This is a genomic window from Mycolicibacterium austroafricanum (assembly GCF_902705885.1).
GTDB lineage: Bacteria > Actinomycetota > Actinomycetes > Mycobacteriales > Mycobacteriaceae > Mycobacterium > Mycobacterium vanbaalenii_A.
Map to the genome: position 1 here is coordinate 1 of NZ_CACSIP010000005.1, position 22016 is coordinate 22016.

Annotated in this window: 20 protein-coding genes, 4 tRNA genes and 1 pseudogene; 7 read left to right on the plus strand and 18 right to left on the minus strand. The window is 65.4% G+C overall.

What is annotated here, in order from left to right:
* The coding region (locus BEMPMBAN_RS04820) for a hypothetical protein (RefSeq protein ID WP_234897295.1) at nucleotides 1-418 on the plus strand (418 nt) is incomplete at its 5' end.
* A gap of 91 nt (nucleotides 419-509) precedes the next feature.
* Here BEMPMBAN_RS04820 and BEMPMBAN_RS04825 read toward each other — a convergent pair.
* On the minus strand, nucleotides 510-983 hold the full coding sequence (locus BEMPMBAN_RS04825) for a hypothetical protein (RefSeq protein ID WP_159229263.1): 474 nt from the start codon (nucleotides 981-983) through the stop codon (nucleotides 510-512).
* 261 nt (nucleotides 984-1244) lie between these two features.
* Between BEMPMBAN_RS04825 and BEMPMBAN_RS04830 the strand changes: the two genes are divergently transcribed.
* The 5 genes from BEMPMBAN_RS04830 (at nucleotide 1245) to BEMPMBAN_RS04845 (ending at nucleotide 7062) form a co-directional block, all read left to right on the plus strand.
* A complete protein-coding gene (locus BEMPMBAN_RS04830) occupies nucleotides 1245-4475 on the plus strand; it encodes a DEAD/DEAH box helicase (RefSeq protein ID WP_234897296.1) in 3231 nt (1076 codons plus the stop codon).
* 327 nt (nucleotides 4476-4802) lie between these two features.
* On the plus strand, nucleotides 4803-5435 hold the full coding sequence (locus BEMPMBAN_RS04835; protein WP_159229264.1) for a Panacea domain-containing protein: 633 nt from the start codon (nucleotides 4803-4805) through the stop codon (nucleotides 5433-5435).
* Between the two features lie 13 nt (nucleotides 5436-5448).
* Complete coding sequence (locus BEMPMBAN_RS04840) at nucleotides 5449-5910, plus strand: hypothetical protein (RefSeq protein ID WP_159229265.1); 462 nt, start codon at nucleotides 5449-5451, stop codon at nucleotides 5908-5910.
* A 97-nt stretch (nucleotides 5911-6007) separates the two neighbouring features.
* Nucleotides 6008-6178, plus strand: a complete 171-nt coding sequence (locus tag BEMPMBAN_RS33090; RefSeq protein ID WP_425294931.1) for a ribosome modulation factor — start codon at nucleotides 6008-6010, stop codon at nucleotides 6176-6178.
* A 143-nt stretch (nucleotides 6179-6321) separates the two neighbouring features.
* A complete protein-coding gene (locus BEMPMBAN_RS04845; RefSeq protein ID WP_159229266.1) occupies nucleotides 6322-7062 on the plus strand; it encodes a DUF5131 family protein in 741 nt (246 codons plus the stop codon).
* Here the strand turns inward: BEMPMBAN_RS04845 and tcmP are convergent.
* The 7 genes and pseudogenes from tcmP to BEMPMBAN_RS04885 all read right to left on the minus strand — a co-directional run bounded on the left by tcmP (nucleotide 7052) and on the right by BEMPMBAN_RS04885 (nucleotide 11291).
* A complete protein-coding gene (gene tcmP, locus BEMPMBAN_RS04850; protein WP_234897297.1) occupies nucleotides 7052-8215 on the minus strand; it encodes a three-Cys-motif partner protein TcmP in 1164 nt (387 codons plus the stop codon). The genes BEMPMBAN_RS04845 and tcmP overlap by 11 nt on opposite strands.
* A gap of 250 nt (nucleotides 8216-8465) precedes the next feature.
* Nucleotides 8466-9116: pseudogene (locus BEMPMBAN_RS33020) on the minus strand (tyrosine-type recombinase/integrase); the annotation flags it as partial.
* Between the two features lie 125 nt (nucleotides 9117-9241).
* Nucleotides 9242-9496, minus strand: a complete 255-nt coding sequence (locus BEMPMBAN_RS04860; protein WP_159229268.1) for an amino acid aminotransferase — start codon at nucleotides 9494-9496, stop codon at nucleotides 9242-9244.
* A 1033-nt stretch (nucleotides 9497-10529) separates the two neighbouring features.
* Nucleotides 10530-10604, minus strand: a tRNA-Val gene (locus tag BEMPMBAN_RS04870).
* Nucleotides 10605-10618: 14 nt separating this feature from the next.
* Nucleotides 10619-10689, minus strand: a tRNA-Cys gene (locus tag BEMPMBAN_RS04875).
* 27 nt (nucleotides 10690-10716) lie between these two features.
* Nucleotides 10717-10789 (minus strand) — tRNA-Gly (locus BEMPMBAN_RS04880).
* Nucleotides 10790-10883: 94 nt separating this feature from the next.
* Nucleotides 10884-11291, minus strand: coding sequence for a DUF6636 domain-containing protein (locus tag BEMPMBAN_RS04885; RefSeq protein WP_159229270.1), 408 nt, complete (start codon nucleotides 11289-11291; stop codon nucleotides 10884-10886).
* Between the two features lie 255 nt (nucleotides 11292-11546).
* Here BEMPMBAN_RS04885 and BEMPMBAN_RS04890 point away from each other — a divergent pair.
* Nucleotides 11547-11621: transfer RNA gene (locus BEMPMBAN_RS04890), tRNA-Val, on the plus strand.
* A gap of 15 nt (nucleotides 11622-11636) precedes the next feature.
* Here the strand turns inward: BEMPMBAN_RS04890 and BEMPMBAN_RS04895 are convergent.
* The 10 genes from BEMPMBAN_RS04895 to BEMPMBAN_RS04940 form a co-directional block, all read right to left on the minus strand.
* Nucleotides 11637-12950, minus strand: a complete 1314-nt coding sequence (locus tag BEMPMBAN_RS04895; protein ID WP_159229271.1) for a Fic family protein — start codon at nucleotides 12948-12950, stop codon at nucleotides 11637-11639.
* Nucleotides 12951-13096: 146 nt separating this feature from the next.
* On the minus strand, nucleotides 13097-13531 hold the full coding sequence (locus BEMPMBAN_RS04900) for a DUF6319 family protein (RefSeq protein WP_159229272.1): 435 nt from the start codon (nucleotides 13529-13531) through the stop codon (nucleotides 13097-13099).
* Nucleotides 13532-13641: 110 nt separating this feature from the next.
* A complete protein-coding gene (locus BEMPMBAN_RS04905) occupies nucleotides 13642-14013 on the minus strand; it encodes a VOC family protein (RefSeq protein ID WP_159229273.1) in 372 nt (123 codons plus the stop codon).
* Between the two features lie 61 nt (nucleotides 14014-14074).
* Complete coding sequence (locus tag BEMPMBAN_RS04910; protein WP_159229374.1) at nucleotides 14075-16201, minus strand: acyltransferase family protein; 2127 nt, start codon at nucleotides 16199-16201, stop codon at nucleotides 14075-14077.
* Between the two features lie 79 nt (nucleotides 16202-16280).
* Nucleotides 16281-17396 (minus strand): sulfate/molybdate ABC transporter ATP-binding protein, encoded by a 1116-nt coding sequence (locus tag BEMPMBAN_RS04915; RefSeq protein ID WP_159229274.1) that lies wholly within the window; start codon nucleotides 17394-17396, stop codon nucleotides 16281-16283.
* A complete protein-coding gene (locus BEMPMBAN_RS04920; protein WP_159229275.1) occupies nucleotides 17393-18205 on the minus strand; it encodes an ABC transporter permease in 813 nt (270 codons plus the stop codon). The genes BEMPMBAN_RS04915 and BEMPMBAN_RS04920 overlap by 4 nt, the downstream gene beginning before the upstream one ends.
* Complete coding sequence (gene modA, locus BEMPMBAN_RS04925; RefSeq protein ID WP_159229276.1) at nucleotides 18202-18954, minus strand: molybdate ABC transporter substrate-binding protein; 753 nt, start codon at nucleotides 18952-18954, stop codon at nucleotides 18202-18204. The genes BEMPMBAN_RS04920 and modA overlap by 4 nt, the downstream gene beginning before the upstream one ends.
* Nucleotides 18951-19358 carry a TOBE domain-containing protein gene (locus BEMPMBAN_RS04930; protein WP_159229277.1) on the minus strand — a complete coding sequence of 136 codons (408 nt, stop codon included), beginning with the start codon at nucleotides 19356-19358 and terminating at the stop codon, nucleotides 18951-18953. The genes modA and BEMPMBAN_RS04930 overlap by 4 nt, the downstream gene beginning before the upstream one ends.
* Nucleotides 19359-19453: 95 nt before the next feature.
* Nucleotides 19454-20731, minus strand: a complete 1278-nt coding sequence (locus BEMPMBAN_RS04935) for a DUF4032 domain-containing protein (RefSeq protein WP_159229278.1) — start codon at nucleotides 20729-20731, stop codon at nucleotides 19454-19456.
* Nucleotides 20732-20751: 20 nt separating this feature from the next.
* Nucleotides 20752-22014 carry an ABC transporter ATP-binding protein gene (locus tag BEMPMBAN_RS04940; RefSeq protein ID WP_159229279.1) on the minus strand — a complete coding sequence of 421 codons (1263 nt, stop codon included), beginning with the start codon at nucleotides 22012-22014 and terminating at the stop codon, nucleotides 20752-20754.
* Between the last annotated feature and the right edge of the window lie 2 nt (nucleotides 22015-22016).

The following is a 22016-nucleotide window of genomic DNA, read 5'->3' on the forward strand; positions in this document are numbered from 1 at the left end:
ACCCCACCCCAACGCCGCCCCCCGTGGCATAGGCAATGTGCCCCCTCGATCATTTTCTTTTTTTGCTGCAGCAGAAGGGATTTCTGACGTGACGGAGCGGAAGTTGCGTGCGGTGAAGGCGGGTGAGAAGGCGCCGGCGGGGCGGGCTCCGCGGAAAGTGACGCCGAAGTCGGTGGCTGCTGCGGCGCGGTCGGGAAGTCGTCGGCAGTTGTTGGTGGCGCTGCGGAATCGGATTGCGGAGGCGATCGACGATCCGAAGACCGCGGGTCCGGCATTCGCAGCGTTGGTCAAGCAGCAGCGCGACATTGCCGTGGAGATTGAAGCTATCGATGCGGCCGCAAAAGCGAAGGGGGCGAAGCCGCCGAAGTCGGTTATCGCTGACACTCCTGATGAGGCGTGGGACGAGTCGATGATCTAGGCGCTGTGGGCGGGCCGACCAACATTGGTCGTCGACGCCGCCGCCCAGTCGTGACAAACCCTCTGTTCAGCGACTGGCCGCCGACCGCCCGCTACCGCCCACGGCGAATGTCGGCACGAGACTCATCGTTGATCACCTCAATCAGCGCATCTTCGGCTTTGCCGATGGCCTCCCAAGTCTCTTCCTTGAAGGTACCGACGTGCGCCAGTAGCGCGTCAAACACGGCCTGCTGGGTTTCTCTGCCCTTCGGATCAAGCGTCATCCGTAGCGTCGAGTAGGTGCGGGTCACGTCAGCCGTCTCTTCTTGTGTGAGGTCCGAGTAGTCGGCGCCGTCAGGAACCGCATCCCGGCTCTGCGCTGCAAGCTGCCAAACCGCTGTCAGGAATTCCGCGCCGAGCTCGCGTCGCTTGTCGACGACGCGCGATTGGCGCTCGATCGCCGAAGTGCGTTCCTGGCGCTGATCCGCTCTTCTTTGTGTGTAGACGATCCCACCGACACCGACGAGCGCCACAATTAGCGAGGGAATGCCGCCGATCAACACACCGGCGAGAGTCACATCGGGCATATGTCGATAGTTGCAAACCGGCTCTGTTAAGCGATCGACAACCCCGACGAGCGTGCAACTGCCAAGCCGGGATGTCGGGTCCGCGTCGTCAACGTGGGATGAGTCGTTCAGACTCGGGTAGCTATATGCGCGCCGGACGACTATGCGACACGAGCGAAGCGAGCACTTTCGAGCTGACTGGACTACGCCGCCGATTGGAAAGCCTTTGCGCCTGTCCCGATTAAGGCTGACAGCAAGCCCGTTGCCTCTAGTCTCTGTGCCGTGGGGACCTTCGACGATCTCAGGGCGACATTGCACCCAGTCGATAATCAGCGGAAGGGGAAGCAGTTCGAGTCCGTCTGCCAATGGTTCCTAGAAAACGATCCGACCTACCAGTCGCTGCTGCGGCGGGTGTGGCTGTGGGACGACTGGCCGGGCCGGAGAGGCATCGACGCCGGCATCGACCTGGTCGCTGAGGACAACTACGGCAAGTTGTGGGCGATCCAGGCCAAGGTGTACGCGCCGTCGCGCAGCATCAGCAAGCGTGACGTGGACAAGTTCGTCGCGGAGTCCAGCCGGTCAAAGTTCACGCACCGCTTGCTTATCGCCACAACCGACAAACGCCATCACATAGCCACACGCCTGATGGACGACCTCAGAATCCCCTTCATCGGTCTAACTCAGCTGCGCGCAGCCGACGACTACCTCGAATGGCCCAGCACACCGGCTGCATTGCGCCCCTCGAAGCCACCGAAACCCAAGAAGCCCTGGGACTACCAGCGCACCGCCATCAACGACGTTGTGAAGGGCTTCAATGCCAATGATCGCGGCCAACTCATCATGGCCTGCGGCACCGGCAAGACTCTAACCGCCTGGTTCATCACCGAACGACTGAAGGCTGAACGCGCACTGGTCTTGGTTCCGTCATTGTCACTGCTCAAGCAGACGATGCGGGAGTGGCAGACCGCCAACCCTAGGAAGCCGTTCGCCACGTTGCCGGTGTGCAGTGACGAGACCGTCGGCGCCCTCGGGGAGGACGCCGCGGTAGCGCACACCAGCGACCTTGGCGTCCCGGTCACTACCGACCCAGAAGTGATCGCGGAGTTCTTAAGGAAGCGGTCGGGCCCGCGCGTGGTCTTCTCCACCTATCAGTCCTCCCCGCGGATCGCCGCGGCATTCACGCTTGGACGGGTGCCGCAGTTCGACCTAGTGATCGCGGATGAGGCGCACCGGGTTGCCGGGCCGGTATCCGGTGACTTCGGCACCGTCCTGGACGCAACAGCGATCAGGGGCAAGCGGCGGCTGTTCATGACGGCCACGCCGCGCTACTTCACCGGGCGAGTACTGCGCGAGGCCAAGGAGGCCGACTACGAGATCGCCTCGATGGACGATCCCGGCCGCTTCGGCAATGTGTTGCACCGGTTGAGTTTCAGTGAGGCCATCGATCGCAAGCTACTTACCGACTATCAGGTGGCGGTCATCGGCGTGGACGACGCCACCTACCGGGCCTGGGCGGAGCGCGGGGCTCTCGTCACTCTGGACGGAAAGAAGATCACTGACGCTCGCGCACTTGCAGGTCAAATCGGTTTGGCGAAGGCGATGAAGAAATTCGACCTTCGCAGGACGATCAGCTTCCACAGCCGAGTCAAGACCGCGCGCGAGTTCGCGGCGTCCATGCCAACGGTGCTGGCCTGGATGCCTCCCCGGCAACGGCCGAAGGGATGGCTGTGGTCGGACTACGCCTCAGGCGAGATGCCGGCGGGCGAACGCGGCGTGCTCATCCAGCGGCTCAAGAGACTGGATGATGGGGAACGCGGTCTGCTCGCCAACGCCCGCTGCCTGGCCGAGGGGGTCGACGTGCCTGCGCTCGACGGTGTCGCGTTCATCGACCCGCGCCGCTCCGAGGTGGACATCGTCCAAGCCGTCGGGCGCGCGATCCGCAAGTCAGACAACAAGAAAATCGGTACCGTTGTCATCCCGGTGTTCATCGACTCAGAAGAGGACCCCGAGGTCGCACTCGACTCCTCGGTGTTCAAACCGGTCTGGGATGTCATCAAGGCGCTGCGGGCGCATGACACCGAGCTCGGCGAGGAGCTGGACGCCCTACGGCGGGAGATGGGCCGCAAGGGCGGCAAGCCGCGCCTGCCCGACAAGATTTATGTCGATTTGCCGGCCACGGTGGGCAAGAGCTTCGCCGACGCCTTCGAGGTCCGCCTGGTGGACGCGACCACCGCGCCATGGGAGTTCTGGTACGGGCTGCTTGAAAAGCGCGTCGCTCAGATTGGGAACGCGCCCGTCTTTAAAGACGAGGTCTTTGAAGGGCACCGGCTTGGGGGCTGGTGCGTGACTCAGCGGGTCAAGGGCCGTAACGGAACCCTAAGTGAAGACAGATTCGCGCTGCTCGACAGCTTTCCCGGGTGGATGTGGGACCGGCACGAGGGTCGATGGGAGGCAGGCTACCGCCTGATGCTGGAGTACCAGAAAGAACACGGCGACACGCTGATACCGGCAACTGTTGACTACAAGGGCTACCCGCTTGGCACGTGGGCTTCCATTCAGCGGAGTGATGGTCGAGCGGGAAAGCTGAATGTCGACCGCTATCAAAAGCTTGACGCGATTCCCGGCTGGGTCTGGCATCTTGAAGACGAGCGGTGGGAGAACGGGTTCCGTCATCTACAGGAGTACGTGGATGAGTACGGTAACTCCCGAGTTAAACAGTCATTCAAGTCCGCCGATGGCTTTGCGCTCGGCGCGTGGGTCAATTTTCAACGGCTTCGGTACAGGCAGGGAAGACTCGTCGAACCTCACCGCGCTGAGCGGCTCGCTGTGTTGCCCGGTTGGGTGTGGTCCGCGTTAGATGCCAAGTGGGAAGACGGGTTTCAGGCGTTGAAGTGGTTCGCGGAGACGTATGGACACGTGAATGTTCCAATCGGTTTCAAGGTCGATGGTTTGGAGTTCGATCTGAGAAATTGGTACGCCAATCAGAAACCGAAATTTCACAAACTGAGCATCGAGCGACAGGAACGCCTTTCCTCTCTGCCTGGGTGGGCCAGTTCAACGCAGGAGGGCCGGTGGGAGGGTGGGTTTCGGCGGATGCTCGACTACGTCCGTGAGTTCGGTGACGCCAAGGTTGAGCGCGGATACCAAGTCGACGGATTCCCTCTTGGCGCATGGGCAATGACCCAGAGGGGTGAATTCAAGAAAGGAAGTCTCAGCAAGGACCGGATCAAGCGGTTGAGCGCGCTACCCGGCTGGGACTGGGATCGCCGTGGAGGGAAATGGGAAGAAGGGTTTGCGCGCCTTCGTATTTACATCAAGAATCATGGGTCGCCGCCATCGGATGATTATGAAGAGGAAGACCTTTACCGCCTTGGTGCGTGGACAGCCCAGCAGCGCCACCTGAAGAGGTCCGGCAAGCTCTCTCCAGATCGGATGAAGCGACTCGACAGGTTGAAGGGTTGGGACTGGTCACCGCCTCGCGGCGCATCCGCCCGAAGGTGGCGCACCGAATGAGTCGAATACGAGGCAATTTTAAAGCTGCCCGAGCGGCCCATTCACCGGTACGTCGTGTGACCGATCCCCGACGCATTGCATGCATCGAACGACACCGCGGCGGCGAGCAATCGTGCGTCGGCCCACACGAGGCGGGCGTCTGGTCCCACAGCCGGCCCCCCGGGCCCAGGCGGCAGGCGTGCGGCTGCAGGATATTGCGGCTGGGCGGCGCCGACACCCGCATTGGTGGCCCTGACCTGCTGACCTGTCGCAACATGTCATACTCACGACATACCGTCGACCTAGACCCCGCAACGCGGGAGGTGTCACACGGAAAGGGTGCGGACGATGGCAAGTGTTCACGACGTCGCGGCGTACATCCTCTCCAAACGCAACGGCATGTCCACTATGAAGCTGCAGAAGCTCTGTTACTACAGCCAAGGCTGGGCCCTCGCGTGGGATGAGCAGCCGCTCTTCGACGAGCCTATTCGTGCCTGGGCGAATGGCCCGGTGGTCTACGAACTGTTCGACAAACACCGCGGACAATTTCGAGTCAACCGCTGGCCCTACGGCGACGCCAACAACCTGAAAGACTTCGAGAAGGAAACCATCGACGCCGTCCTGAGCAGCTACGGCGGACTGACTGGGCAACAGCTCAGCGATAAGACGCACGCGGAAACTCCCTGGACTCTGGCGCGCCAAGGAACGCAGGATGGCGCTCTCTCGACGGCGGAGATCTCGCTGCAGGCGATGCAGGAGTACTTCGGCGCACTCGCCCACAAGGAGGCGGTGGCCCTCGAACAGGACGACGCCGTTGAAGAAGAAGCCGCAGAACTCCTGGACGACGACGAGGGCGAGCGCGACGAGTTCTACGACTACGAGCCGCCGGACGACTACTACGCGGCCGCGGAGTACGCCGATCTCGGACCGGCCGAGGACGAAGACGCGGACTTCGAGCCGTCCGACGTCTGGGATCGGTAAGCCGTAGCGACGAGTGTCGGGACCACCGCCCAAGAAGCTCTCGAAGGCTGAGGCGCGTCAGCAGCGCAAGGAAGTTCGCCGAAGCTCAGCGGCGCCCGAGCCGATCGACGACAAGTATTTCAAGTGGTCTGCGGGCGACCTCGATCACTCCTACGCCGGTGAGTGGGATTGGAACCTGACGCCGGCCGAGACGGCCCAACTGCTCGCCATCCTTGAAGATCTGGCCGGGAAGACCTGGCGCGAGGTGCGGCAACTCAACGCCAAAGGACATCGACGCCACCATCCTCAGCCCTTAGGGTCCTTGTGCCAAGCCGCGCAGAAGCGGCTCGAAGAACTCGAACTGAACCTCGAAGAACTGTTTAGGCTGCGTCACGGCAGTACCCTGCGGATTTGGGGCCACCTGGTAGGCCCGGTGTTCCGCATCGTCTGGTACGACCGAAACCACCGGGTGTACCCGACGGAACCCAACAGCTGAGGGCGCCTGAGCCAGCCCGCGCGGCGTGGGCTCTACTGCTCAGGGGCCGTCGTATTGCATGCTTGGCGGGTGACTGCGGCAGGAAGCGACGCGCGCTCTGCGGGCAGGCCAGAACGCCGAGATCGGCGATCCGAACCCGTACAACGGGCAGTCGCTCGCGCTGGCGAAACTGTGGCGACGCGGCTATCAGACCATGCTCACGATCCGGTCGTCGGCGACGCCGGCGCGTCAGCAATACCTTGCCGCGCTTGCCGCTGCCGGACACTAGTCGGGGGTAGCGGGCCGCCGCGGCATTCGCAATGGTCGCGTGTCAGACCTCGCGAATATCTTGGGCTATCGAATAGCGTGCGCCGATCGTCAGATCGTAGGGATGGCCTACGGTGAACGTGACGAACTGGGTAGGGGTAGTGCATGGCTGACCGATCGGCGATCGAATGGACCGAAGCCACCTGGAACCCCGTCACCGGTTGCGATCGCGTCTCCGCAGGCTGCGACCACTGCTACGCGATGACCTTGGCGAAGCGGTTGAAGGCGATGGGATCGGAGAAGTACCAGAACGACGGCGATCCGCGCACATCCGGACCGGGCTTCGGCGTCACCATTCACCCACGGTCGCTCGACGAGCCGCGTCGTTGGCGCCAGCCGCGGATCGTGTTCGTGAACTCAATGTCCGACCTGTTCCACGCGCGTGTGCCGGTGAGCTTCATCCGCGACGTGTTCGACGTCTGCCGCGATACGCCTCAGCACACGTACCAGGTGCTCACCAAGCGCAGCTTGCGACTGCGCCGGCTTGGCGAAAGTCTCGACTGGCCGGCCAACTTATGGATGGGTGTGTCCGTCGAGAACGCAGACGCGTTGCCGCGGATCGACCATCTGCGCGATGTTCCCGCGGCCGTTCGCTTCCTGTCGTGTGAGCCGCTGATCGGGCCGCTCGACGGTCTGAACCTCGACGGCATCCATTGGGTGATCGCCGGCGGTGAGTCCGGCGCGAACCATCGACGGGTCGACGGCGAGTGGGTGCGCGGCATCCGTGACGCGTGCCAGGACGCCGGCGTAAGTTTTTTCTTCAAGCAGTGGGGTGGCCGGACGCCGAAGACCGAAGGGCGGGAACTTGATGGCCAGCTCTGGGATGAAATGCCCGCTACTGCGTAGGTGGCTCCACCACCAGATTTTCGACTTTCGGGCCTTTGCCGTCGCTGACGGTGAGGCCCGCCTTGTGCAGATGCTTGACGGCCTGCCGCGCTGCTGACTCGCGGACGCGACCCAGGAACGGGCCGAAGACTTCCATAGGGTAGTCGCCGAGCCGAAATTTGCCGTGCTCGTCGAGCAGGCGCTGGATATGCGCCGCGATGATCGGTACTGCGTCCTCTTCGACGTCTTTGATGGTGCGGGTGGGGTCGAAGAGTGGACCCTCCTCGAAGTCGAAGAGCGTCGCCCCTTCGAGCTCCTTCAGTTTCGCGCGCGCTTCCGTCCACCAGTCATCGGTCGCCTTGGCGGCGGCGTGAGCGAAGTGCCAGATGCCGGCCGGGTGCCGAGTGCCGAATACGAGGTAGTAAAGCGATTTGTGCTTGGGCCAGCGGTGTACGGGGATGGCAATCAAGGTCATCCCGGTGTCCTCTTCCAGCCGTCGGCCGAACTCGGCGAGCACGCTGTCAACGGCCTCGTCGTTGACGCCGTCCTTGAAGTAGGCCCGCCACCAGTCGCCTCCGAGGGCGGTATCGAGGGTTTTCATGCTCGCCTCGTTCGGCGTGGCTGAGGTTACGTGGCCGCCAAGCCGGCGCAGCGCCAACATGCTGAAGTTCAACATGACTTCTGTTGGCGGCCAGGGGTTGTCGCCGCCGCGGTTAATAGCCGCGACCAGGTCCTCATACGGAATCCCGACGCCGCAGGGGTCGAGGAACAAGAAAGCGGGCAGATCACTGAACTTCGGCAGACTGTCGCTCAGGTATTTCCTGGCGTGGCCGCGGTGGGTGTGCACGTCGACGTTCTTGGCGCGGTACGTGTCGCAGAGTTCATCCAGCGCCGCGAACAACTTGCGCTTCTTCTCGCATAGATACAGGGAGATGGGCACGCCTCTGGGCCCGTACAGCTGGCCGGTTGCGAACTCCAGCATTTCGCCAGCTGAACCCAACTTGCCGTCTTCGTAGACTCCACGCCCGGCGAAACCGTCGAAGTAGGCGGCGCGGCCGGCGATCGACGAGGTTCTGATGAGGAACACCGGCAGGTATCGCTTCAGCAGGTTGTGCTTGAGCACGCCAGGCAGTCGCGCATCTTTCCAGTAGTTGTCGTTCGCACCGATAGCCATCCAATGTCCCCCTTGACCGTTCGGTATCGCGCCGTCGTCGGCGGCGACCGACTGCCGCTGACCACTCGACTGTAGGACCCGGACAGGACAGAACCGCGGAGCCGCGACGGTTTGCCGTACGCCGCCACCTAGGGTGGGGCCATGCCGCCCAGTCGCTGCTCGCGGCCATCATCGCCGCGCGTACCTCGTCGTCCTCGACCGCGGTGTATCGCTCAGTGGTCGCGACGCTGGAATGTCCGAGCAGCGTTTGCACCGCGCGCAGGTTTCGCGATCCCCGATAGGCCCTAGTGGCGAATCGGTGGCGCAAGGTGTGCGCCGTCCAGTGATCGGGCAGCGCGCCGGCCATCAGCTTCCAGACCCACTGCGGCGACAAATGCCCGTCCTCGTCACCGGGGAACAGGTAGCCGACGAGGGTGTGCGTCTGACGCACACCCTCGGCGATGGGCTGATTCTGAGTAACCCCATCGGCGATCGCAGCGGCCAGGTCGTCGCCGAGCGGCACGACGCGCAGCTTCCCGCCCTTGCCGTGGACCAGGAGCTCGGCGCCGGCCGGCCCGCGGGTCAGGTCGCGGCGATGCACGCGCGCTATCCCGGCGCGGCGTAAACCGGCTTCGGCCGCAAGTCGCAGCATCAGCTTCACCCGCGGATTCGCGGCGGCGATCGCAGCGATCCACACCGCATCGGGCGCCGGCCGCGGCGCCGGCGCCGCCGCCCGCATCACCGGAAGCTCGGCCGCCGGGTTGGTCGGAAGGTGGCCGGCGCGGTGCGCCCACCCGAAGAACGAGACGGCGGTATTGCGGTGACTGCGGCGCGTCTCGATGCTCCACGACTGCCGGGCGAACCACGCGAGAATCACGGCCGTCGTCACCCGCGCCGGCCCGCACCGCAGCCCGCGCGCCATGAACGCCAGGTGCCCGCGACGGGTCGCGATCGTGGCCGGCGACCGGCCCGCGCCAGCTTCGGCCGCGAGGTACGCGTCGACCAGGCCGGCCCACGCCGGCGGCAGCGGTCGCGGCGCGTGCCCGCTCAACGCGACTCAATCAGCGTCGCGGCGAGGTCGAGCGCGCGAGCAACGCCGGCGCCGTCCTCGCCGGGCCACTGGTCGGCACGCGCCGCCGCGGCGCGGGTGCGCATCGAGTGGGCCGGATCAGCCCGGATACAGACGTCGAAGCTCAGCGCGGCGACCAGGAGGTCGCCGTCGCCGATCGGCAGGCCGGTAAAGACACCGGCGGCGTCGAGTTCGGAGTTGAGGTCCGCGAGGATCGCTTTGGTGTGTGTCATGCGCCGAAGCTAACCCGATTGATCGCGAACTGCCAAGGGGTCCAAGGGAAGTCGTACATATGTCGCTACCAGCGCAAATGTCTGTATCGGGCACATGTCCGGAACCTTGCGAATGTCGTGGCAAAGCGCGTCGGCCAGTCTTCACCCGCGGACAGTCAGTTCTGCGACGTGCGCGTGTGGCGTATGTGGTGGAGGTTCATCGCTTCGTTGATGAAGAGCATCGCGCCCTGGATCGAGACATGGAACCAATCGACGTCGAACGCCCCGGTATTGCCGCGCATGTCGTCAACCCAGTAGTGGCCATGGACCGACGCCGAGCCCTGGCGCCACAACTGGATGAACCCTGTACCGGCGTGGGTGTTCACGTCCACCATGCTCAGCAGCATGTCGAGCGTGCTGGGCGGTTCTGTTAGCCCGTCCGCGCCGAACGTCGACGCCCACTTTTCCAAGCGGGCTTTCTCGGCTTTCACACCCGCCAATATCTGCGATCGTGCCTCGTCCTGCTCATTGACCATGTGGGTCCCCGACATGGTCGTGATCGCCTTCCGCATCTCTTCCAGGTTCTGGTAGCGATAGCGGACTGCGCGAAGCCGCCGCTCTCTTGCGTCGTCTGGCTCTAGTAGCCAACGTGCTCGCGCCCCGCATTCCAGCGCCGTGCGCAGCGCGCTAAACGGCGCGTTAAGCCGCTTCGGGGGCCCGCTCCATACCGCGTCCACGACGAAGCCGAGATGGTCCAATGCCATCACTAGTACGCGGTGTGAGATAGGGGATACCGGGGGCCCCTCCGTATCATCACGGGCTAGGTCGCTGCCGGGCTTGGGCTGNCCTTTGCGGCGATCGCGCAGCCACGGGTCACCGTGATCACGCATCCACTCAATTATTTCGGCAAGCCGTTGTTGCTGTTCATCGACCACGCGACAAGCTTGTAACGATTCGGTAGGCGCCCGCCGCGGATCTGCGGATCTTCCAAGCAGAGGTCAGGTCATATCTAGGTCACGGGCCGCAGTTATTGGAGCAAAACCGCTGGTCAGAGTGGTGCGCGATACTGGGATTGAACCAGTGACCTCTTCCGTGTCAGGGAAGCGCTCTCCCGCTGAGCTAATCGCGCCGGTACATACTCGGAGGTGGAGACGGGAATCGAACCCGTGTGCACGGCTTTGCAGGCCGTTGCCTCACCACTCGGCCACTCCACCGCTGGGGTTGATGCCACTGCACCTTCGAGCGGATGACGGGATTCGAACCCGCGACCCTCACCTTGGCAAGGTGATGCGCTACCAACTGCGCTACATCCGCGCGCCACGGGCGAGATCGTCGCCCGTCGCGAAGCAGAACGATAGTCCACCCACTCAGGGGTACACAAATCCCTTGCTCGCCCGCGCGTCCACATTCAGAACAGGGTGTACGCCTGTTGCGACAAGGTGAATCCGTGGCCGTCGGAATTCGAGCACCGCATTCCGGACGGTTCGCTGTTGCAGCTCATGCCGCCCCCGGCTTGGAATTGGCCGTATTCCAGGGCAGGACCACTCCCGAGTGCAGTGTCCCCGGCGCAGACGAACCCGGCGGGGCCGTAGGGGCCGAGGGAGATGCCCTGCCCGTAGTCGGTGAAGTCCGGGCAGTCGGCGGGGCGCGGGGGAGGTGTCCAGTCCCGGGTGGCGATGTCGCAGCGCACCAGGTCCTCGGCGAGAATGCAGCCGATGTTGCCGCTCGGGGAGGTGAATCCCACGACGTCGGCCGAGGCGGCAGGGGCGCTGAACAGCCCCGCGACTATCGCCGCGGCGAGTAGGTAGCGCTTCATCGTCGTTGCTCCCGTCGAGCGGTCTGTTTCGGAGTTCGAATTCAGTTGTGCGGGTTGCCTGATGAACCCGAAACCGGTGGTAGATGCGGGACGCCGGTCGTCGCCGGCTTCGCGACCCGCCCAGCACCCCCGGCGGTGACCTTACCGGTGAAGTGCCTGATAGGCGGGGTGATGCCGGATATCGCCGACCACGGGATTCCGGGTTGGAGAGCGGTGCGTGTTAGTCTTCTGCCTCGTTCGATTCGTTGGAGTTCCGGTCTCGTAGCTCAGTGGGAGAGCGTCCGCCTCACACGCGGAAGGTCGCTGGTTCGAACCCAGCCGGGACCACCACAAAATAGTCGCAGTTCAGAGACCAGTTCTTGGCGCTCTTACGCCATTTTGGATGTCGCCGTCACTCGTCGATGGGGCCACGCGGTCGGACATCTTCGACGTTGGTCCCCGACGAATCGTTTCGGCGGCCTGACTGCGACGCCCGGCCCGCGCCGCGAACGCGTCGAGGGCGCTAAGAACTTCTGGCGCACGCCACGCTCTGTTGCGTGCGCGGTCGGTGAATTCGACGATGATCCCGGCTTCACACAACGGGTCGATGTATCGGCGCGCGTTGCCAGTCCTGATATCCAGCTCGCGTTGGAGGAGCCTTGCGTTCACCACCGGGCGCTTGATGAGCAAGTCGGCGACGCGATGCACCGCAGAGTCACGCCGGGCGGCGATTCGCGAGTTCCACGACTCCCGAATAGATCTGAGTTCCGCGACGAGCTCACGGCCGTTGGTGACGGCTAGCAGCGACGCTTCCGAGAGTCGCGCGACGATCGGGGCGACGTTGCCTTGGCGATAGGAGCCGAGTGCATCGAAGTACGCATCGGTGTTGGTGAGCAGGCCGGCGGAGATGGGGACTGTGATCCGGCGGGTGAGCCGCTTGTGGCGCAGCATCGCTTGGATGACTGCGCGTCCGGTGCGGCCATTGCCGTCGGTGAAGGGGTGGATGGTTTCGAACTGGGCGTGCGCTATCGCGATCTGGGGGAGTGTGGGCACGTCAGGGCGGCGGGTGAAGCCGAGTAGGTCCGTGATCGCGTCGGGGACGCGCGAGTGCTGCGGGGCGATGTAGTCGGCGCCGCGGGGTCCGAAGTTTCCGCCACCGATCCAGACTTGTTCAGTGCGCCACCGTCCGGCGGAGGCCGGGTCGCTGTCCCGCATCAGTGCGGCATGCATGGCAAGGATCGCGTTCTCGTCGAGCTGATCAGCCAGAGCAACGGCCGCGTTCATCGCCTCGGTGTTGGACACGATCAGCGCGGCGTTGCGCCGGCTGGTGTCTCCGAGTGCTTCGGCTTCGGCGATGGCGCGTGCTGATGCGGTCAGATTCTCGATGTTGGAGCTCGCTGCCGATTCGGATCGCAGCAAGACCGCCGAAAAAGGCGCAATCTCATCGCCGAGCTCAGCGTCGAATCGAGTGATTTCATTGCTCGCTTCCTCAGCGTCTGCCAGCGCCGCGGCCGGGAGCGTGACGGCTAGTTCGGCGATGGACGCGGGGATCGCTGCGTCGTACTTCCCAGCCTGGCGCTGCGCCGCGCGCAGGTCCGCGAGTCCGTAACCTGCTTCAACGGGTGCATCCCAGGTCAGCGTCTCGTATGTGAGCGCGGTGGTGCCAACAACTGATGCCACATTCCTAAGATAGCATCACTTAGCTATTTAAGTGATGCTATCGGACGTGCCGAGCACCTGTCGACCCATGATTGCGCGTGGCGCATCTGGGCCCACCTCAGCGACGCGCGCCGATCACTGCACACCCGAGTGGACTTTGAGTTGCTCTAGTCCAAACCGGCGAGGGCCTGGCGCGCTGCGTCGAGTTCGGCTTCCAGGGCGGCGACCTTGGCGGCCTGTTGGGATCGGGCTTCCTCGATGACCTTGTCGATCGGCGTGGCGAGGTCGTCGTGCAGCTCTTGGGCGGCCCGCGATACAGCGGCGGCCGCGACTGCGAGGTTGCGCGCCACGACGGTCGTGCCCTGCTTGAGCTCGGCCCGCCACTCCCCGTCGGCAGTGCCGACGACGGTAAGGGTCAGCTCGAGGGACTTGGTCTTCTTGCCGACCGCCTTCCTGGCCGGGGACGTCCTGGGGTTCTCGGCGCGGGATCCCGCAGCGGGTGTCGGCGGGACGGCGGGCGAGAGCCCGCCAGCAGGATTCACGACTTCGGCGGGGTTGGATGCAGTGGACTGCGGTTCCGCTGCCAGGGTGTCTGCGGTCATCGGTATGGCGATCTCCTGTCGAACATCGCCCGCGGTGAGCGGGCTGGTGGGCGAGTGGCCTCGAGTAGAACACACGTTCGATGACGGGCCAACTCGACCCGCGGAAACGCTCAGCTCTGCGGGATGTTGAAGACCAGGCAGAAAGTGTGCCCGGCCGGGTCGCGGAACACCCGGAAGTCGTCCTCGCCCTCGGCGTCGGTCACCCGGGTGGCGCCCAGCTTGAGCACATCGTGTTCGGCACGGTCGACGTCGTCGACCTCGATGTCGAGATGGAACTGTTGAGAGCCGCGCGGGTCCGGGAACTTCGGGGGCTCGTGGTCGGGTGCGAGCTGAAAAGCCAGTCGGTGGCCGCCCGGATCGTCCAGCGTCACCCAGGTTTCATCCTCCGCGGCCACGCGCCCGCCCAACACCTCGGCCCAGAACTCGGCAAGTCCCAGTGGGTCGGTGCAATCGACGACAACGGTGCGCAGCTTTCCGATCATGACCCTCGCGTTGCCGTGAATGTCGATTCCGAAACCGCCCCATAGCGCACTGCCGTGTTCATTACCACCACCCGGTTGCCGCCGCGATCTGGCGACCGAGCTCGTCGGCGAGGGTGCGCATATAGGTGGCGGAGAGGTGGTGAGAGTCGTGATACACGAGAACGTTTCCCTCGACGACGCGACAGTGTTCGGCGTTGCACACCGCATCGGTGAGGTCGAGGGGATGCAGCAGCGGATACTGAGCTGTGAGGGCCAGTGTCGGGTTGACCTCTGACAGTCCGGTGGATCTCGGTACCCCGCAGCTGGTCGCGGTGCCGCCGCGGGACAGGCAGTCGGTCGGATCGCGAAGCCAGCCCTGTCGGATCAACCAGGGCGTGTCCCGAATGCCGAGCATGCTGATCCCGTTGCTGGAGAACGTGTCCCAGATCCCCAGGTAGCCGTCGGGCACCACATCACCCGGGCCTTCCAGGTTCGGGCGCGTCGTGGTGGTGAACACGTAGTCGGGACGGTCGGCGACCAGCTTGGCCATCACCTTTTGATTCCAGCGGTGGCACTGCGGATAGGGGTCATCAGAAATGGCGATCATCGGCGACAGGTCGGTGGTGAGCGGACAACCCATCTTCAGGTAGGTGACCACCCGAAAGTGGTGTCGTGCTCCCAGCATGTCCAGCGCTGTGATCCAGTGCTCGGCGTGCGAGCCGCCTGCCAGCGCGATGGTGCGGTCGGCGTCAGGGTCACCGTAGATGCAGTTGACCACAGCGGGATTGAGGAAGTCGCTGATACACCCGTCGGTGGTGCTGGCGGGCACGTCGTCGTCGGCTTCCAGAACGGTGGGCCGCATCGGTAACTTGGGTACCCGCACCCCATCGGTGAGCGCCCGGGCCCCCGGATAGTCCCGCGCCGGCAACTGCGCGAGTTCGTGTCCGTTCGCGCGCTGCAGGACGACATGTTCTCGCCAACCGAACGACGTCACCGTCAACGCCACCGCCACCAGCGCCACCGCCGAGCCCAGCGCCAGTGTCGGGCGCAACAGCCGGCCCCACAGCGGTGCCACCGAAGCCGGCACGTGAGCGTCCGACCGTGGGTAGCGGAGCGGATTTTCGACAAACTGGGTGGTCAGGTAGGCCAGCAGGCCCGAAACCGCCAGCACGGCCAGCCCTTCGAGGAGCCCCACCCCGTTTCTGCCGGTGTGCACCATCCAGAAGATCAACACCGGCCAATGCCAGAGATACAGCGAGTACGCGATCGCGCCCAGCATGATGAACGGCCGCGCGGACAACAGCCGAAGCGGCAGCACCGGCGCGCCGGTGCGTGCCGAACCCGCGGCGATCACCAACAGCGTCGCACCGACCGGGACCAGCGCCCACGGACCCGGGAACTGTTGCGCACCGTCGATCAACACGCCGCAGGACAGGATCGCGACGATCCCCACCGTCGCCGCCACCGTCCGTGCCCAGACCGGCAACCGCAACTGCGACACAAACAGCGCGGCAAGTACCCCGACGAGCAGCTCCCAGGCGCGGGCAAAACTGTTGTAGTAGGCCGCGGCCTGGTTCTCGGACCCGATGATGATGGCGTACACGAACGACGCGATGGTCAGCGCGGCGAGGACGGCGGCAAGCACCGGTTTCAGGCGCGTCCCGAGGATCGGGCGCAACGTGTAGGTGAGCACCAGCGTCAGCGCGAGCAGGGCGATGTAGAACTGGCCCTGCACCGACATCGACCAGATGTGCTGGAGGGGGCTGATGGCCTCACCCGCGCGCAGGTAGTCCGATGCGGAGTTGGCCAACTGCCAGTTCTGGTAGTACCCGAGGCTGGCCAGGCTCTGGTCGGCGAACGTCTCCCACCGGGTTTCGGGCTGCAGGAACACAGTGAGCAGTGCCGATACCCCGAGGACCACCACCAGCGCGGGTAACAGCCGTCGGGCCAGGCGCCGGAGATGCGGTAGCGGGGACAGCGACGAACCGGGGGTCAGTGCGCCGCGCAACACCATCCCGCCGAAGAAATACCCGGACAACACCAGAAAGACGTCAACGCCGCCGGACACCCGCCCGAACCAGATGTGGAACACCGCCACGAGGGCGATCGCCACGCCGCGGAGCCCGTCGAGATCGTCACGGCGGTTGTCGGCGGGTGCTGATAGCTGCCTGGTCGTCGTCTGGTGGGGCGCTACCGATCCGCACACCATGCCGGACACGCTCACCACCTCACTGACCAGGGACTATCTGATTATGGCCTGGACACCCCCGGCGCATATTGCCAGTAATTTACCCAGTCCGGTCGCCAGATGCCTCCTCGGCCGCATTCGCCGGCAGTGCGGGGTGCAGGCCGACCTCTTGGGCTTTCACCACGAAGTACACCGTCTGACCGGGCTGAAGGTCGAGGTCGGCAGCAGCGGCTGCGGTGATGTCGGCGGCCAATCCGGCGCCGCCGTCGGGTTGATCGGAGCCGCGAATCCGGACCGTGGTGCCGTCGACGTCGAGTTCGGCGATCGTGACCGCCAGCACGTTGCGGGGACTGCCGTGCGGCGGGTCGAGGTGTACGGCCACCGCGCTCGGCCGAAACAGCGCGATGGCTGCCGCTCCCGCTGTCACGTTGCCGCTACCGGATATCTCGGTTCCCCAGCCGGTTCGAAGCACGCCCGACCGGGACACGACGCCGGGAATCAGGTTGATGCCCGCGATGCGGGCGCCGAAATCGCTGCGGGGGGTGGACAGAACCCCACGGACCGGACCGCTCTCGACCACCCGCCCGTCCTCGACGACGACGACCCTATCGGCGATGGCGAGCGCGTCGAGCAGGTCGTGGGTGACGATGATCGCGGTGCGGCGGTCGTTGCGCAGAACCTCGCGGAGTAGCCGACGCAGCACCGGCGCCGCGGTGACGTCGAGAGCCGCCATTGGTTCGTCGAGCAGAAGCAGTCGCGGATCGGCGGCCAGGGCGCGCGCCACCGCGACGCGTTGTGCCTGCCCGCCCGACAGTTGCGCCGGGCGTCGATCGGCGAGATCCACCGCGTCGACGGCCTCCAGCCAATGCTGCACGGAAAGACTTGTGGACGAACGGGATTCACCACGGCAGCGAAGTGGGTAACCGACGTTGGCCGCGACGGACATGTGCGGGAACAGCATCGCCTGTTGTGACAGCATGGCCACGCCGCGGGAATGCGCAGGCACGAACGTCCCGGTGCTGGTGTCGGTCACCACGGTGCCGCCGAGTTCGATCCGGCCGTGATCTGGTCGCAGCAGTCCGGCGATCATCAACAGCAGGGTCGACTTGCCGACGCCATTGGGCCCCAGCACCGCGAGCACCTCACCGTCGTCGAGGGTGACGTCGAAATCGACACCCCGCTGCTGCAGGCCGGCCCGGACGCGCACGCTGCTCACAGCGAACCCGTCAGCCGGCGGCCGGCCGAGGCGATGACGATGACCGCGGCCACCGCGATCAGCAGCAGCGACAGCGCGACCGCGGCGTCGGCATCGGTCTCGCGCTGCAGGTAGATCTCGAGCGGCAGCGTGCGGGTGACTCCCTGCAATGAGCCGGCGAACGTCAGCGTCGCCCCGAACTCACCGAGGGAGCGGGCGAACGCCAGCACGGCGCCCGACACCAGCCCCGGTAGCACCAGCGGCAGGGTCACGGTGCGCAGCACCGTGGTGGGCCGGGCTCCCAGCGTGGCGGCGACGTTGTCGTAGCCCGAACCCGCCGAGCGCAGCGCCCCTTCGAGGCTGACGACCAGGAAAGGCAGCGACACGAAGGACTGCGCCAGCACCACCGCAGTGGTGGAGAACGCGATCTGGACACCGATCACTTCGAGATGCTGCCCGATCAACCCCTGCCGACCGAAGGTGTACAGCAGGGCGATGCCGCCGACCACCGGCGGCAGCACCAGCGGCAGCAGCACCAGGGCCCGTAATGCCGATCGGCCACGGAACCGACCGCGGGCCAGCGCAAGTGCCATCGGGACCCCGACGAGCACGCACACCACGGTGCTCGCCGTCGCCGTCTTCAAGCTCAGAATCAGTGCGGCCCGCGAGGATTCGGACGTGATCAACGGGATGAACCGGTCCCAGTCGATCGTGAGCAGAATGGCGACCAGCGGTGTGATCACGAACAGTGCGCCGGCCAGTGCCGGCGCGTAAATCCAGGCCGGAAGTCCGACCTGGACCGGGCCGGGTGGCCTGCGGTGAATGATCACGGTTCGCCGAACCCCGCCGCCGCCAGGACCTCCCGACCTTGTGGCCCGTTCACCAGGTCGATGAAGTCCTGCGCCGCTTCCGGACGGGCGGATTCGGCGAGCAGGGCGATCGGGTAGTGGTTCACCGCGCGAGAGGACTCCGGGAACGGGACGGTGGTCACCTTGTCGCCGGCCGCGGCGGCGTCGGTGACATACACCAGCCCCGCGTCCGCCTGCCCGGAGGTGATCTTGCCCAACACGTCGGTGACGGCGGACTCCTCACTCACCGGAGACAGGGTCACCTCGGCGGCCTTCTCGAGCCTCGCGGCCGCCGCCCCACACGGCACCTGCGGTGCACACATCACCAGCTGCGTTCCCGGCCAGGCCAGATCAGCGAAAACGGTTATGCCACTGGGGTTTTCGGGCGGAGTGACGATGGTCAGCGTGTTGGTGGCGAAGGCGGCGGGGCCGCCGGACACCAGGCCCGCCTCGACCGCCTCGGTCATGCTGGTGGCGTCGGCGGAGGCGAACACGTCGGCCGGGGCGCCCTGGATCAGCTGGGCGACGAGGTCGGAGGAGCCGGCGAAGTTGAACGTCACCGTCGTTCCCGGGTTGTCGGTTTCGTACCGACTGCCCAACGCGGTGAACGTGGATCTCAGTGACGCTGCGGCGAAGACGACGATGTCGCCGGCGCCGCTCGGTGACGGCGAACAACCGACACCCAGGGTTGCGGCACACAGCACCGTGGTCACCGCGATCACCGCTCTCACGAGCTGCCCGCGGGTGTCTCGATGATCACGGTGGTCGCCTTGACCACCGCCTCGGCGACCACGCCCGGCTCGAGGCCCAGCTGACTTGCCGACTCCGAGCTCATCAGCGACACGACGGTGAACGGGCCGCACTGCATCTGGACCTCGGCCATCACCCGGTCTGTGGTCACCTTCGTGACCAGGCCCACGAACCGGTTGCGCGCGGAGCTACCCACATCGAGGAGGTCGGGCGGTGGCGACGCGTGCTCGCGGGCGAACCCGGCCAGCACGTCACCGGCGATCACCTTGCGGCCCACCTCGTCCTTGTGTGACGCCAGGTCGCCGCTGTCGATCCAGCGGCGCACGGTGTCATCGCTGACCCCGAGAAGCGCAGCGGCCTCCCTGATGCGAATGGCCGGAACCATACAGGCAGTCCTTCCGCAAATACGTAGTAAATATCGCATTCTATCCGTATCCGCGGAGTAAACCGATTCGCGAGTGTGGGATCAGTGCACGGGTGTCACTCGTCGTCGTCGTCGAGTACCGAGAACGGCTCGGTCGGGGTCTCGACCACCATCAGCTGTGCGGCCGACTCGGACGGCACCACGTTGCGAGTCAGCGCCTGCAGCGCGCGTTCGGTGCCCACGTCACGACCGGCCTGCTCGGAGAGCAGCCAGCGCACCTCCAGCAGGTCGCAATACGCCTGGATCGGCGTCCCGGTGCCGCCGACCGCGGCGTGCGCGCGGTGCATCATCGGCGTGGCCACCTCCATCACCCACAACTGCGCGGCGGTGCGTTCGTCGACATCGTGACCGGCCTCGCGGCACAACTGTCCCTGATAGGCCAGCAGATCGCCGAGAAGGATGCGCGCCTGCCCCTCACCGACGTCGAGGCCGGCGAGCCGCTGCAGCTGGGTGGCGTGGTAACGGCGGTCACCCACCGCCACGTGTAGCCGGACCTGGTCGGCGGCACCCGCCGGGTCATCGGCGACCGGCTGCATCGACACCTCGTCGACGGCGAAACCGAGCTCGTTGAGCTTGCGGATGGTCCCCTCGACCCGGTACCGGTCGGCGAAGCCGAAGGTCGGCTCGGAGTGCAGCAAGTCCCACAGTCGCTGGTAGCGCGTCCTGATATCGAGCGCCTCGTTGATGAATCCCGGCTCCAGTTCCGGCTTTTCGAGCTTGGCCGCCACATCTAACAGGCCCGCCGCGACGTTCTCCACAGTGATGTCGACGTCGTGCGTGCGTTGTCCGTCGGACAGGCGAGGATGCACCTCGCTGGTCTCTGCGTCGACGAGAAACGCCTGCAGCACCTGCCCGTCCCGGGAGAACAGCGTGTTGGCCAGCGAGCAGTCACCCCAGAAGACCCCGTGTCGGTGGAGTTCGACGAGCAGCGTGGCCATCGCGTCGAACAACCGAGCGCGGTGTTTGGGTGCGTCGGGGGGCAATCGCATGAACAGCCGCCGATACTGCCAAGATCCGACCAGGTAGCGGGTCAACAGGATCGCGGTGTCGAAGTCCGGCTGGAACACCAGCCCCGCGGGCCGGACGGAGTTCAGACACATCTCCTCGAGGCGGCGCAGGACGTCGTACTCGCGCGCGGCGATCCGCGGGGGCAGCTCCTTGAGTGCCCACAGCTCGCCGTCGGATTCGACGAACTTGACCAGGTGCCTGCTCGGTCCGACCGCGATGTCGCGCAGCGGGACCTCCGGCGCGCTCCAGTCCGCCAGCGGGCGATCCCACGGCAGCGCGAGCAGTCCCGGACGTGGTGCCCGAAGTCGCAGCTCGGGAGCCGCCATCGCGGTTGAGGCTCCGCAGCTCAGCCGTTGGTCGCTGCGTGCCGTCCGCGCGATTCGGGTTCGTGTGCCTCGCGCGAGCGCTCGTCGGTCCCATGCTCCTCGCGCGAGCGCTCGTCGGTCGTGGTGCGGGTGAGGTTGTCCCCGGTCTGCGGGTCGAACAGGTGCAGCCGTTCGTCGTCGAGCCACAGCGTGGCCTTGTCACCCGAGCGCACCCGGCTCAGCGGGTCCAGCTCCACACAGATCTGCGTGCGCAGTTGCTCGCTGTCTAGCTCACTGGCCAGTTCGGCGAGTTGTCCGGAGATCTCCGTCGTCGCCTCGAACGGCACGAACGCGTACTGCTCGTTACCCAGCCACTCGGTCACGTCGATCTCCACGTCGAAAGTGACTCCGCGCGAGCGCTTGTCGGTGTCGACGAACTCCGCGTCCTCGAAGGCCCCGGGACGGATTCCGGCGATGTAGACCTTCCCGTCCTCGACGACCCCCCGCCACTCGTCGCGCAGCGGCACCCTCGTGAACGGTAACTCGATCTCGTTGCCCTCTACCTTCGCGGGCACGAAGTTCATCGGGGGAGACCCGATGAAGCCGGCGACGAAGAGGTTGACCGGCTGGTCATAGAGTTCGCGAGGGCTTGCGACCTGCTGCAGCACACCCTTTTTCAGCACCGCGACCCGATCTCCGAGAGTCATGGCTTCGGTCTGGTCGTGGGTGACGTAGACCGTTGTGACACCGAGGCGGCGTTGCAGCCGCAGGATCTCGGTGCGCATCTGCCCACGCAGCTTGGCGTCGAGGTTGCTCAACGGCTCGTCGAACAGGAACGCGTCGGCCTGACGGACGATCGCGCGGCCCATCGCCACCCGCTGGCGCTGCCCACCGGAAAGGTTGGCCGGCTTGCGTTCGAGGTGCTCGCCGAGCTCGAGGGTGTCCGCGGCGTCGGTGACCAGCTTGCGGATCTCGTCGTCGGAGTGCTTGCCGGACAACCGGAGCGGGAACGCGATGTTCTCGAACACCGTCAGGTGTGGATACAGCGCGTAGTTCTGGAACACCATCGACAGGTTGCGGTCACGGGGCGCCTTGTCGTTGACGCGCTTGTCGCCGATCAGCATGTCGCCGGAGGTGATGTCCTCCAGCCCGACGATCATTCGCAGCAGCGTCGACTTCCCGCAGCCCGAAGGGCCGACGAGGATCACGAACTCACCGTCGGCGATGTCGAGGCTCACGTCGTTGACGGCCGGAAAGCCGTCACCGTACTTCTTGACGATATTGCGCATCGTGATTGCTGCCATGA

Excerpts from the sequence above, each read along its gene's own strand:
- BEMPMBAN_RS04940 (WP_159229279.1), bottom strand. The coding sequence starts at position 22,014 with ATGGCAGCAATCACGATGCGCAATATCGTCAAGAAGTACGGTGACGGC.
- BEMPMBAN_RS04825 (WP_159229263.1), bottom strand. The coding sequence starts at position 983 with ATGCCCGATGTGACTCTCGCCGGTGTGTTGATCGGCGGCATTCCCTCG.
- BEMPMBAN_RS04860 (WP_159229268.1), bottom strand. The coding sequence starts at position 9,496 with ATGACACACACCAAAGCGATCCTCGCGGACCTCAACTCCGAACTCGAC.
- tcmP (WP_234897297.1), bottom strand. The coding sequence starts at position 8,215 with ATGGCTATCGGTGCGAACGACAACTACTGGAAAGATGCGCGACTGCCT.
- BEMPMBAN_RS04845 (WP_159229266.1), top strand. The coding sequence starts at position 6,322 with ATGGCTGACCGATCGGCGATCGAATGGACCGAAGCCACCTGGAACCCC.
- BEMPMBAN_RS04835 (WP_159229264.1), top strand. The coding sequence starts at position 4,803 with ATGGCAAGTGTTCACGACGTCGCGGCGTACATCCTCTCCAAACGCAAC.
- BEMPMBAN_RS04935 (WP_159229278.1), bottom strand. The coding sequence starts at position 20,731 with ATGGCGGCTCCCGAGCTGCGACTTCGGGCACCACGTCCGGGACTGCTC.
- BEMPMBAN_RS04900 (WP_159229272.1), bottom strand. The coding sequence starts at position 13,531 with ATGACCGCAGACACCCTGGCAGCGGAACCGCAGTCCACTGCATCCAAC.
- BEMPMBAN_RS04885 (WP_159229270.1), bottom strand. The coding sequence starts at position 11,291 with ATGAAGCGCTACCTACTCGCCGCGGCGATAGTCGCGGGGCTGTTCAGC.
- BEMPMBAN_RS04905 (WP_159229273.1), bottom strand. The coding sequence starts at position 14,013 with ATGATCGGAAAGCTGCGCACCGTTGTCGTCGATTGCACCGACCCACTG.
- BEMPMBAN_RS04930 (WP_159229277.1), bottom strand. The coding sequence starts at position 19,358 with ATGGTTCCGGCCATTCGCATCAGGGAGGCCGCTGCGCTTCTCGGGGTC.
- BEMPMBAN_RS04910 (WP_159229374.1), bottom strand. The coding sequence starts at position 16,201 with ATGGTGTGCGGATCGGTAGCGCCCCACCAGACGACGACCAGGCAGCTA.